The 12,785-nt window shown below is 57.9% G+C and carries 11 protein-coding genes; 1 reads left to right on the forward strand and 10 read right to left on the reverse strand.

Features of this window, described 5'->3' with window-relative positions:
* Positions 1-142: 142 nt before the first annotated feature.
* From GGD66_RS10960 to GGD66_RS11005, 10 genes are all read right to left on the reverse strand, one after another.
* The gene (locus tag GGD66_RS10960; protein WP_183257700.1) at positions 143-358 is read right to left on the reverse strand and encodes a hypothetical protein; all 216 of its coding nucleotides are present in this window, start codon (positions 356-358) and stop codon (positions 143-145) included.
* Positions 355-1,461, reverse strand: a complete 1,107-nt coding sequence (locus GGD66_RS10965; protein WP_283813334.1) for a nodulation protein NodZ — start codon at positions 1,459-1,461, stop codon at positions 355-357. The genes GGD66_RS10960 and GGD66_RS10965 overlap by 4 nt, the downstream gene beginning before the upstream one ends.
* Positions 1,462-1,618: 157 nt before the next feature.
* Complete coding sequence (locus GGD66_RS10970) at positions 1,619-3,658, reverse strand: carbamoyltransferase (RefSeq protein WP_183257701.1); 2,040 nt, start codon at positions 3,656-3,658, stop codon at positions 1,619-1,621.
* Between the two features lie 323 nt (positions 3,659-3,981).
* Positions 3,982-4,770 carry an ABC transporter permease gene (locus GGD66_RS10975; protein ID WP_183257702.1) on the reverse strand — a complete coding sequence of 263 codons (789 nt, stop codon included), beginning with the start codon at positions 4,768-4,770 and terminating at the stop codon, positions 3,982-3,984.
* A gap of 3 nt (positions 4,771-4,773) precedes the next feature.
* Complete coding sequence (gene nodI, locus GGD66_RS10980) at positions 4,774-5,694, reverse strand: nodulation factor ABC transporter ATP-binding protein NodI (RefSeq protein WP_183257703.1); 921 nt, start codon at positions 5,692-5,694, stop codon at positions 4,774-4,776.
* Between the two features lies 1 nt (position 5,695).
* Entirely contained in the window at positions 5,696-7,405 is a 1,710-nt protein-coding gene (nodU, locus tag GGD66_RS10985) for a nodulation protein NodU (RefSeq protein WP_183257704.1), read from the reverse strand.
* Between the two features lie 13 nt (positions 7,406-7,418).
* Positions 7,419-8,048 (reverse strand): nodulation methyltransferase NodS, encoded by a 630-nt coding sequence (gene nodS, locus GGD66_RS10990; RefSeq protein ID WP_183257705.1) that lies wholly within the window; start codon positions 8,046-8,048, stop codon positions 7,419-7,421.
* A gap of 11 nt (positions 8,049-8,059) precedes the next feature.
* Positions 8,060-9,436 (reverse strand): chitooligosaccharide synthase NodC, encoded by a 1,377-nt coding sequence (nodC, locus tag GGD66_RS10995; RefSeq protein WP_183257706.1) that lies wholly within the window; start codon positions 9,434-9,436, stop codon positions 8,060-8,062.
* Between the two features lie 17 nt (positions 9,437-9,453).
* Entirely contained in the window at positions 9,454-10,113 is a 660-nt protein-coding gene (gene nodB, locus GGD66_RS11000) for a chitooligosaccharide deacetylase NodB (protein ID WP_183257707.1), read from the reverse strand.
* Positions 10,110-10,742 (reverse strand): NodA family N-acyltransferase, encoded by a 633-nt coding sequence (locus tag GGD66_RS11005; protein ID WP_183257708.1) that lies wholly within the window; start codon positions 10,740-10,742, stop codon positions 10,110-10,112. Before GGD66_RS11005 ends, nodB begins: the two co-directional genes overlap by 4 nt.
* 833 nt (positions 10,743-11,575) lie before the next feature.
* On the opposite strand from GGD66_RS11005, the gene nodD1 reads away from it, so the two are divergent.
* Positions 11,576-12,520, forward strand: coding sequence for a transcriptional regulator NodD1 (nodD1, locus tag GGD66_RS11010; protein ID WP_104462415.1), 945 nt, complete (start codon positions 11,576-11,578; stop codon positions 12,518-12,520).
* Positions 12,521-12,785 lie beyond the last annotated feature (265 nt).

Below are 12,785 nucleotides of genomic sequence, written 5' to 3' on the forward strand. Positions count from 1 at the left end.
GAGCGCCCGTTGGCACCAGCGCGTACAGACCGCCAAGACGGAACTCGCCGGCTGAACGGAGACCCCTTTCGGTATGTTCATCCGCGATCGACCACCGATTAGCTTCGACTTTGGACCCACCCGAGGGGATGACGAAGACGTGTTACACCTGTTTACCGCGGCGGCCGCACGTAAGCTCATTGTTGTCGACGTCGAGCTTCACCGGAAGACATTCGTACCCCGCGTCGCTCTGTTCTCCGGTGGAAGTTCGGGACAGAGCATCACCTTGGGCAGGCAATTGCCGGCCCGAAAAGATCTGCCAATACTGCTGGATGCAAAAAGCGGCAATCAGATCGATCAGGCGAGCTACGAATTTCATAAAGCCACGAGCTCTTGTGGGGATTCTTCAATCAGGATCAATCGGCTCGGATCGCTCAAATCGAATTCGATCACGCGTGGGGCAAAGAGACGCGCATAGCGCGTGAAGGCGCTCGTCGGGGGAAAACGGATCACGGTGTCGCAGCGCGCAAGGAGATACATATCGATGAGGGCGGAAAAGCCGCCCTCGGCTCCGAGCGCGGCGTTGTGCAATGGGCCGGCCTGAGGTGCCTGGAACCGTTTTGGGATCGTGAAAACATCGGGAAATATAGTCGAGACCTTCTCAAGGACGAGCGCGCTGTCCGTGCACAGGAAAGCCCTCAGGGGTTTTGCGTGGGGTAACACCCTGGCCTTATCGATGGCATTACAGACCTGGCGCAAGGCGCGCTCCGGGTCAGCCCAATAGGGAGCATGCCCCATAATGTCCTCGCCGTTGCCATGCCGGACATGAATGCCGATCACGCTGTACGGCTCAAAGTGCTCCTGGTAGATAGCATCAATCCGAGCCTGAATTTCAGGTCGTGGCTTGATGCTCCGAAAGATCTCTCGTTCGGCCTCCTGATCGCAGCGCCACATCAGACACGCATCACACACAACCGTGTTAGCGTCACTATCTTTGTGACTTTGGAACAGTCGATCGAGTTCGTCGCGCTCCCTGAAAATTTGCTCGTCCGGGCGATAGACGCAATCGATGGTTGGCTTGTTCCACCATGTCGGGAAGAACGGTCCCGGAAATGAACACTGATTGATCTTGTCATCGCAAATCACCCGCACGCCAGTAATGTCTTGAACCGGTTCGAAGAAGACTGGAAAGGCGTTGGTGGATGGCTCATCGAGATAACAAGATCCCCGCCAATCGATGGCTAGCGTCCGTCCTGTCTGCTTTGCAAAACGCCAGGCTGCCGCCAGTGACCACAGGCAGTCGCCGAACCCCGTGCGTCGCCGGGAAACTACGAACCTATCATTCTTCGAACCGCTCTGCATTGCCTCTTCCCGGGCTCCTGGTTGGACAAGAGACGTCATTGCAGACATCTCACGTATCATCTTGTCCGACGTCACGGTCTGAAATTGCGGTGCCGGCGAGCTGCGTCGGTAGAACTTCATAGCAGCGCTATCCGTGATGGGCAGCGTTCTCGCAACACTTTCCGTTTTTTCTCGAGCGGTGTTGCGTCGACGTGCCCGATTTCAGTCGGATGGCCGATGCCCACCCGTGCGTCGGATGGCCTAGCCTCCTCACATGCAGGCATCGGCATGGCCATGCTCATGAGTTCCGACTATGTTCGCTTGGCACTTTATTACAGCCGCAAGCCGCGCGCGGCGGATGCAGCCGAACGCCCCGCAGCTCCCACACGAGCCGCAGTTCCTTCACGAGATCTTCACGCTTGGCCTGGTCCAGCATGGTTGCGTCGAGAAGCCCGCCGAGCGACGCCTCGCCCTCGATCCGCATCAAGATCTCGAAAAGCTCATGTGAGATACGCGTACTATCGTGGGCGGAATGTCCCGTGCGGATCTCGCAGGCCGTTTCTTGACGATCGGGCGCTGTGTGGGAGCGAACACGATGAAGGGATGCATACGGCGGCAATGAAACGCCGAGTGCACTCCAATCCTGCAGTGATGCTGGTCGCTTCCTGACGAGGAAAGGACCAACAACAAGTCCGTCCAGGTCAGTCGTCAAGAACGTGGTGATCGCATCTGACACGGACTCCACGATCGGCTCGGCATTGTTGTTAAATGAGGTATTTAGAAGAACTGGGATGCCTGTTCGCCTCTTGAACGCATCAATTACATCCCAATAGGTGGGGTTTGTCTTGCGCGATACTGTCTGCAGCCGAGCGGTCCCATCAACGTGCGTGATCGCACCGAGCACGTTACGCTTGGCTTCACGCACACGAACCACGAAGTTCATGAAGGGGAGTTGCCGCGTGCCCTCCGGGAGCTCAAAGAACTCCCTTGCATCCTCCTCCAGTACAGATGGCGCAAAGGGGCGATAGCCCTCGCGCTTCTTGACCATCGCGTTGATGCGGTCCTTGTTTTCCGCAGGCCGCGGGTCCGCGAGAATGCTGCGGTTACCAAGCGCACGTGGACCGAACTCAGAGCGGCCCTGAACCCAGCCGATTACAGCGCCATTTGCCATCCAGTCTGCCGCACTGGATGCTATGTCATCACTTCGCTGAATGTCGAGGTGGCCTGACCATGCGTTGAGCTCATGCTCTACGGCTTGCTCGTTGCCGAGATCGGGCCCCCAATAAACGTCCGGCAGTCGCTCGCGCGGCGCCGGCTTGCCCAGCTCGTTTGACACCATCAACGCAGCGCCCAGTGCGCAACCGGCGTCGTGCGCCGCGGGTTGAACAAAGATGTCGTCAAATAGCCCGGAATAAAGCAGCTTACCGTTCAGCGTGCAATTATGGGCTACTCCCCCAGCCAAGCACAAGCGTGTCATGCCCGTCGCTTCACGATGGTGCCGCAGGATGTGAAAGACGATCCGCTCCAGCGCCTCCTGCAGCGAAGCGCTGACATCTCGATGCTGTTGGGTGAACGACATTCCTTTTCGCCGAACCTCGAGCTTGCGGACCAGGGCCGGACCGATCCGATCCAGGTGAACGCGATAGCCACCGTTTTCCAGCAACTCGTAGAACTGCGCGAAGAGCTCGCGATAGGGAGCGGGATCACCATACGGGGCAAGCCCCATCACTTTGTACTCGTCGAACAACCCGTAGCCGAGATATCGGATCGTCTCGAGATAGAACAACCCCAGGGAGTTATGTTCCGGGAAGGTTGCTAGTTGTGCAATTTCGGTGCCAGACCCCACTGCCAATAAGCCGGAGAGAAAATCGCCACCGCCGTCGATCGCAAAAACGAGACTTTGCTCGAAGCCGGACATGGCAAACGCGCTCACGGCATGCGCTTCGTGGTGATTCACGAAGGAAAGCCGCGACGGATCGATCTCAGCGCCGAACTCCCGTGCCAGCAGCTGGCGCAGCAACAGTTTGGCGTCCAACGGAACGGGCTGAGAAACAGAAAGACGCTCGAGCATGGTATTGCAGTAGGCTTCAGTCGCGTAGAACGCGATACGGTCGATCTCGCCGAGCTCAACCCCTGCGGTAGAGAGGCAGTACCGGATCGAATTGCTCGGGAACTTGTTGGAGTGCTTGACGCGGTTGAGGCGCTCCTCTTCGACAGCAGCAATCACGCGGCCATCCTGCACAAGAACCGCAGCGCCATCGTGCAGAAATGTACTCGGCAGCTCCGGTGAGCTTTCATAGATTCTGTCAAGTCCGCCACTCACTCCTAGGCACAACATCCCGTTCTCCATATGATCATGCCGAGAACGCCAACTGCGTCCCACCTATCAAATCTTTACAGTCACGCTCCGTCGGTTGCGCGGGTCAGACAGCACAACACAACTTTGCAAAGTCCATCTCGGCGCCTAGCGACTGGCGCTCAGAAAGTACGGTGCTGGCGTCCGCACCGATCGACCGAACAGGCGGCCGTAGACCTTGCTCGATCTGGGCTTCTTAAGGCCATTGCAGCAGTTGCTGTGACAGACCAGGTCATCCCGAGCTACCGCGGAACGCATCGTGACATTGCATCGATGTGACTTTCTCCATTTTTGCTGAACTCACGTCAACGCATCAGCCGGCGACGAAATAGTGCTGTCGACGCGAAGAAGGGCAAGACCGCGTAAACGCAGAGCGCACCTACGTGCAGGGCAGCGCTGTCGGCGCCACGCTCAAGCATCGCTGGGCGAATAAGGTCGACCGCATGTGCGAGAGGCAATAAGCCGGCGAAATGCTGAAATGAGCCGGGCAGTTGGCTCGTCGGAAAGACGGCGCCACACAAAAACACCATAGGAGTGAGGAAAAGTGTCTGGTAAAACACGAAGTAATCGTAACTTGGCGCAAGAGATATGACGACCATCGCGATGCTGGCGAAGACAAGGCCAGTAAGGGCGATTGCTGGCATCGCATACAGAATGGATGGCCATGACGCATAACCCAGCGTGGCAGCGACGATCCAGATCGCTGTTCCGGCCAGAACGGACTTACTGGCCGCCCACACCAGTTCACCCAGAACGATGTCGCCAAGCGTGAGCTGAGTGGAGAGGATTGCTTCCCAGGTGCGCTTGGCGTCCATGCGTGCAAAGGCTGCATACATGGTTTCAAAGGTCGCGGACGTCATGGCGCTGGTCGCGACCATGCCTGCCGCCAGGAACGCGATGTACGACGTTCCCTCAACGCGCCCCACGATCAGTCCAAGGCCAAAGCCGAGGCCAAACAGATTGGTTATAGGATCTGCGAGGTTGCCGAGAATCGATGCAAGTGCGACTTTCTTCCATGCTAGGAAGTTTCGACGCCATACCGCAACCCAATTGTACGCGTTAGCGGGCATCACCGCCGCATAACTTTCACCCATCGCTCACTTCTCCATCTCGCGCCCGGTCAGCCGCAAAAACACGTCTTCGAGATTCGGGGGGCGCTGCAGAATACGAAGCCCCGCTCGCCCGCGCAGTTTCACGCGTACCTGCTCCGGATATGGCGCATAACAAAAGAGCGTCTCACCACTCACTTCGATGTGCCGTGCATGCGGCCTGATCAACTCGCAGAGCTGATGTGGATCACCGCCATAGATTTCGACCACGTTGCAGCCAATATGCTCATCGATCAGGCTGTCCGGCTTGCCTTCGGCGATCTTGCGTCCACCCTCGAGGACACACAGCCGATCGCACAGACGTTCGGCCTCTTCCATGAAGTGAGTGGTCAGGAGAATCGTCTTGCCCCGCCCGAGCAGAACTCGCAGTCGTTCCCAAATCAGGTGGCGGGCGTGCGGATCCAAACCAGTCGTCGGCTCGTCCATCACGAGCAGATGCGGGTCATTGATTAGCGCACGCGCCAGCGTCAGCCGTCGTTTCATACCACCGGACAGCTCGGCGACACGCGTGTCCGCCTTGCTTTCGAGGCGTGCAAACTCGAGCAGCGAGGGGGCGACCGCCTCGATCTTGCGAGCGCTCATGCCGAAGTAGCGGCCAAACACCAGCAGATTCTCTCGTACGGTGAACTCCATTTCAAGGTTATCGAACTGCGGCACCACGCCGATGCGCACACGCGCCACACGAGCGCGGGAAGGGACAGGCTCATTGAGCACCGTAATCTTGCCTGCGTCCGGCGAAATCATGCCGAGGACCATACGGGCAATCGTACTCTTGCCAGCTCCATTCGGCCCGAGAAGGCCAAAGCATTCTCCGCGCGCAACAGAGAACGAGAGCTCATTGACGATGATCTTATCGCCAAATGATTTTCTCACGCCGGCAAGGTCGATCGCTACCGTGGACATATTCATCTTAGGCTGAAAGAAGTCGTTCAGCAGACGATGGCTTCTTAACGACCGTTTTGGTCCAGAGCTGGCCGTCGCACCACACATGCTCAACACGCCCCCATTGGCAAGCCGCGGCAGCATCCGGGAAGAATCCCCGTCCGTGGAGGTTCGCGCTCGTGTTGCAGAGCAGCGGAATCCCCGTGAGTTGCTCAAATTCGACCAGAAGCGCGGCGACCTTGTGCGGAGAGTTGCGGGAGATTGTCTGCAGCCGCGCCGAGCCGTCAAGATGGACCACAGCAGGGATCTTGTCGCGCCATTCCGCCCGGGTCTGGTGATCGAAAAGCATGTAAGGATCTGGCGTACCTGGGCTGAAAATTTCTGACGCCCGATCCTCCAGACAGATCGGCGCCACCGGCCGGAAGTGCTCGCGACGCTTGATGTCGTTGAGATGATCCTTCATTGCCGGGGAGGTCGGCGCTGCAAGAATGCTTCTGCCGCCCAACGCCCGCGGCCCAAGCTCGGCGCGCCCGGAAAGGAAGATGACCGGCTTGTTGTCGGCGAGAATCGCCGCAAGTTCACGCAGACTGCATGGCGCCGCCTCCCAATCCGGCGGAAGCTCGCTGTCCTGCAGGTCCGGACCACTGTAAACTGACCATTCCAATGGCCCGAAGCCATTTTGCGCCGCCATCGCGCCGCAAGCAGCGCCGATTGCCGAGCCGCTGTCATTCGGAAACGGCGGCACCCAAACGTCATCGAACAATCCCTCCGCACGAAGCGCGCTGTTCCACTTGATATTGAGACCGCAACCTCCGGCGATACATAGATTTCGCGCTCCCGGAAGCGACGAGTGTCGCAACAGAACCATCGCCATTTCCTTGACAAGAAGACGCTCCACGAACACATGAAACGACGCAAGGACGTCCTCCGCTCGCTTGGCCGTCAGGCGCAATGCGCTTGCCTCGAAGAAGTCGTGCATAGCTGCCAGCGACGATTCCGCATTGTTGATGTCAGCGCGGTAGCGACGAGCCTGCTCCGTGTCATCGGCGAAGCGCTTTTCATAGAGCTCCTGAAACACCGTCACGATGCTTTCGTCGACAGAGCCAAGCGCGATGTAAGCCATCAGCTTGCCGGCGATGCCCAAATCCCAATTGGAGCGGTTCGGCTGCCTATAAGGGCCGAAGTGAAGGCCCGCGGCAGCATAGGCGTGGCCGATCATCGGAAATAGGGATGCAATGAGCCGTGCCCCCCGAGGCTCGACATAGTAAAGACGTGGAAAGATGCAGCCGTCCCATACCAGACAGAACGCGGGTTTTCCCGCGCTGGCAAAGGGACTGGTGCTATATGCTGACGCGACATGGCCCGTGACGTGCGGGTAGCTCTTATATGTAAAGGCCTTGCCTCCGAGGATCAGGCCAAAGCCGTCGACGGAATCAAGAAGGCCCTCAGCATGGCGCTCGACATATGGCGCCCCTTTCAGCGCGATCGGCACAGCGCCACTTAGGACCTGGAACTGCGACTCAATCTCTCCATCCCAGCCGTCGATCACGAACTGATCGATATCCCGCGGATCCAGGCCATGCTCCGCCAAGGCGAGCACGACTGCATCGAGATTCTCGATGGATTGATATCGTGGACTGTTGCCGCGCTTCTCTTGCTCGGTGCAAAAGACAAGCTGCCCGTCCTCGACGACAGCAATTGCCCCGTCATGTGTTAACTTGATGCCGCAGATGCGCATACGATCCCCTGGTCTAGTGACCGACGTTTGGTTGTTCTGACGAATGACCCGGCTTCCGGAACCGGACGATCAAGCAGTCTTCGTTGACCGAGTCGGTGTGGCAATGCAGGCGCTCGACCTCCGACAGGCTCTCGTTGAAGAGAGCGATCACCGTTTCGGCACCAGCAGCATGACCCCATCGTTGACATGTGGCATCACGTGCGGACCCGAAAATCAGAGTTCCATTTGGCGCAAGCATACTCACCAGGTTGCGGATGGCCGCATGCATCTCGACAATGTCCTTGAGGTAGTAGAGAACCTCGGCCACTACAATCAAATCGAACTGCTCAGTGGTCGAGAACCGTTGAATGTCGCAGGTCACCCACGTGATATGTGACCACTTCCTGGTCCGTCGTCGCGCTCGATCGATCGCCTGCGGCATGACATCGACCACCGTGAGTCGCTCGCAAAGCGGCGCCAGCATCTCCGTGAATGCACCGGCTGCACATCCTACTTCGAGGGCATACGCAACATCTCCATCGCGATGCGACATCCGGAGCATTTGCGCGTATCGCTCCTGCTCAAACGAACTACTGTCGAGGCGCCATGGATCGTCGAAAGCCAACTCGCGCTCTAGCAGCTGATGATTTGTGTCCAGGGTCATGAGCCAATCACCTATTTGAAGGCAGTCGAACGGTCGCGACCGCAAACACTCTTCTTCGCCGCCAGGCTCGATGGACGTTGCGAAACCCCCGTCTTACGAATTGTGCTACACACTCCCCCCATACTTGCAGGACTTCGTCCAGCGCTCGGCTGCAGGATGACCGGCTCCTTTTCCCCTTCCGCCGACACGTTGGCGACCTTGCGCGATAGCCAATCACTGTTGCTCAAGGTACAAAGCGCATAGGCTTTTAGAGGAAGTAAGAGAAAGATATTGATCGGTGTGTGGAGCGAGAAGCCCAGAAACCGCACTTCGCGAGCACGAAGGGATGCCACACTGCACCGGACCATCGTCATTGCTGCAATCGTCAATCCCGTCCACCAGGGTACCGAACCGCCGATTACGAGCTGCGCGAGCGCAGCCAGTGATGAAAGGGCGAGAAGCAACGGGCCGAGATTTTGCCCGATAACATCTAACGTCAGATAGCCATCGAGCTCTGGCAGCAGACGCAACGCAAGAAACGTGTCCCGAAAGGTACTGCGCGCCCAGCGGAGTTGCTGACGCAGATATGGCCCAAGGCTGTCAGGGACGACTGTTGCTGCGATGGCGTCCGGGACATATTCGGTGCGGAACCCCGCCTTGAGCATGAGGATGGTTAGATGGCGATCCTCACCGAAATCGCTCGGCTTCCCGCGAAAGAATTGCGCTTCGTATTGATCAAGTAGCAAAGCGAGCGCGGAACGACGATACATAGCACATGGGCCGCAGCAGCACATGACCGCACCGAAACGAGCTTGCGCCGCGCGCTCTTCGTTGCACGCCAACCAGTATTCCATATCGATCAGCCTGGTCAGCCAGGTTTCGCTGCGATTGCTCGCTATCAACTGACCCATGGCCGCACCGACTTGCGGGTCATGCATCTTCAATACAAGCTTCGCGACAACGTCAGCGGCAAGTATCGTATCCGAGTCGACGTTGAGAACCAGGTCACCGGATGAGCTGCGTATTGCGGCGATCTGCGCTTTGCGCTTTCCAACGTTGTTTGCCAGCAAGATGATGCTGAACCTCGGATCGTTCGCATAGATTTTGTGTACAGGCGCGACAAGGTCGCGATTTGCAGATCCGTCGTCGACCACATAAACCTGAATCTTTCCGGTGTAGTCTTGGCTCGCAAGCGACTCCAGACATTCGGCGAGCGTGATTGGATCCTCGTTGAAGCACGGCACGATGACGTCTACACTGGGAAGGGGCGCCTCCGATCGCCCAAGATTGTCCTGCTGCGATGAGTTCATCGCCGGTCTGGCATAAAGCGCTTGCGCGCTCTTGTAGATAGTCGAGAGCAATGCATAAGACGAAACGGCGACAGCACTGGTGGTAGCGAGAATGTCCATAGGGTGCCAGTTTTTGTTCAGTGAAGTTGAGGGAGCGGACGGATTACAAACCCGCGCCGTTGTAATGCCGGAATCAGATATGACAGCGCCATCGTGGTCTGATCACGCAGCGTGGCATCAGTGCACAGCCTCTCCTCATCAGGAGGATATCCGTCGTGCAGGAGAACAATTGCCCCCGGGCGAATGCTCGCCAGCACTGAACTCACAATTCTATCAACTCCGGGGCGGGACCAATCTCTCGGATCGACAGACCAGTGCACAGCTGTGAGACCAGCGCTCGCTGAGATAGCAAGCACATCTTGTGTCCATATGCCGTAAGGTGCTCGCATGTACCTGGGCGAGGCCTGCGGGCAAGCCGAACGGATTGCCTCGCTCGCCGTCAACAGTTCATCGCGTACCTCCGCAGGTACGCATCTGGATAGATCCGGATGCGTCATCGTGTGGTTCGCAACCTCATGCCCTTCCGCAATCATTCGTCGAATGAGTTCAGGTTGGTCGGCCGCGTACATGCCGATCACGAAGAACGTCGCCGTAACCCGATGTTGCGCCAGCACATCGAGCACTTCTGGCGTACAAGATGGATTTGGCCCATCATCAAAGGTCAAATAGACAGGGCGACTTCCGCTCACGTCAGCGTAGTCGCAACGGACAGCCGATGGGGGCATAAGCCCGTTCACAGCTCAGGCCCGTTCCGATCGATGATCGTCCCGGCCGGCCACTCGCTCATCGAGCGTCCAACCGGGAAAACCACTACGATCACGTCTTCGATCCGGATCGGCGGCAAATTGGGATACACATCTGGATGCGTGGAGCGGACGCGAATACCAGACATGAGTGTTGCGAGCCCCTGCCTTTCGACCAGTCGGGTCATATGTTTCTCAAGCGCAGGCCTAACCGTGCCAAAGCCGAATGGAATCCCAAGCTCCAGCAGCATGGGATACATCACGCGCATTGCATGGCTGACTCCCAGGCCTTCAAGATCCGGACGCACCGCGTATAACCCCAGTTCGCCCACGAGAAGATCGACCCCACCAACATTGATGAAGCGGCGTAGTAGCCCGAGGTGAGCAGCTATCCCGCGCGCGTCGTAACCGATTACGCGGACCTCAGGTCTTGCACCGGCCCAACTTCGGTTGCCCTCAAATGGCTGCGCATTGAACGCACCGGTCGGCCCGTAACTCTTGCGGAAGAACTCGGCGAGTTCGGCATGATCGGCGAGTTGCAATTCGCTTTCCCAGCGACGACTCCACTGCACTTGAGCGCGTGCAGAAGGAGTTTCCGCAGTCGGGGATACGGCAATGTTCATGGCGAGCTTCCTTGCGCCGATGGAGTTATGAGCGGAGATGGTCACGTGAACTCGCTAGTCGCTGAACCGCTGATCAATACTGAACTGAGCTGCCATGACCCGTCTGAGCGCGGCACTCCTCGCGCACCGCCGCGTGCGCTTTCGCTCGCGACGAAGCGATCTCATGGTTCGCACTCGTCATCCGGCCAATGCCCTGCGCGAGATATCCCGGGAGATGCCGACGAGGCGATTGGACTAGCCCGAATCTGTCTGCACCACGGAGCTTCTCCGCCTCGTCTAGCATCGCTGTCGACGTTTTGACGTCTGCGGGCAGGCCTTCGATGCAGGGGGCCTCATCGACGCCGCATCCTAGTGGCATCAGATCAAATTGCCTCATATGCATCTTCGACACGCCCTGAATGCTGTGGACAGGCGAGCCATTTGGAAAGTCGCCTGAATTACTTGGCATCCGCAATCTGCGCCTGCCGCTATTTCGCGACACTAGAATGCGGCTGAACGCGCTCTCAAGTGTACGCGGGTAAACCTCCAATATGGAAACGGATGAAACACGCATACCAAGGTTTATGGAGATCCGCCTGGCGGCTCGATCGAGCGAGCTTTGCACCGAGAAGAAGCGACGCGGCTGGCACGGCGCGTCCATAGCTGCCCTCGAAGCGGATGCGCCGGCTGCTCGCACGTCCAGGAGTTTTTCTCTGAGCCAGCGTGAACGAGCAGCAGCCATCATGGTATGCCTGATTTCTTTTGCAAACTGATGTTTGCTATCTAACATCCCGCAATTTGGTAAAATCGATTGTTTCGATGGAATACATCCACACGATGGATAGACTCACAACATGCGGTTCAAGGGACTTGATCTAAACCTTCTCGTCGCGCTCGATGCTCTGATGGCGGAGCGCAACCTCACAGCGGCGGCGCGCAAAATTCACCTGAGCCAGCCGGCTATGAGCGCGGCGATCGCGCGGCTGCGCACCTATTTCCGCGATGAGCTATTTACCATGAGAGGTCGCGAGCTTGTCCCGACACCTGGCGCGGAGGCGCTTGCAGGTCCGGTTCGCGAGGCCCTGCTGCACATCCAACTCTCGATCATATCGCGAGACGCGTTTGACCCTGCTCAGTCGAGCCGACGCTTCAGGTTCATTCTCTCCGATTTCATGACGATCGTCTTTCTTCGCCAAATTGTGGACCGTATCGCACAGGAAGCTCCGGCGGTGCGCTTCGAATTGCTGCCATTTTCCGATGAACCCGATGAGCTGCTCCGCCGGGGCGAGGTGGATTTTCTCATTCTGCCGGAACTGTTCATGTCGAGCGCGCATCCTAAGGCGACGCTGTTCGAGGAGACCCTCGTATGCGTGGGATGCCGCGAGAACAAGCAGCTCTCGCGGCAGCTTACGTTCGAGAAATACATCTCGATGGGGCACGTTACGGCGAAGTTCGGACGGGCGCTCAGACCAAACCTCGAAGAATGGTTTTTGCTTGAGCACGGCGTCAAGAGACGCATTGAGATCGTTGTGCAGGGCTTTAGCCTGATTCCGCCCATATTGTTGGACACAGGACGTATCGGCACAATGCCCTTACGGCTCGCCAAACACTTCGAAAAGCGGATGCCACTGCGGATCGTCGAGCCACCGCTCCCCCTGCCCACATTCACCGAGGCTGTGCAGTGGCCTGCGTTCCACAATACCGACCCGGCGAGCATTTGGATGCGGCGGATATTGCTGGAGGAAGCATCTAACATGGCATCTGGGAATCAGGAGCCTCCAACTCGCAGGCGCTGCTAGGCTCACAATAAGCCGCTCCCAGCACGTTCCAAATACGCTAACAATCCTTCGACCTGCTCGGCCGCTTTCGCCACTTCAACGTGACTGGGGCCAAGCTGCCAGAGACGGCGATCGGTTGCGAAGACTTGCCGAGCGGTGCGCGAGGTGACCTCGCTGGTGATGTTTGATGCGCTTGCACTGCAAACAGGCGTAAGCGCGAAGCCGATACCCTGGCCTCAGAGTTAGAATGAATGTGCGAAGAAGCCTCCGGCTTGGAACGGGGGTT

This window comes from Bradyrhizobium sp. CIR48, from assembly GCF_014198315.1.
Classification (GTDB): Bacteria; Pseudomonadota; Alphaproteobacteria; order Rhizobiales; family Xanthobacteraceae; genus Bradyrhizobium.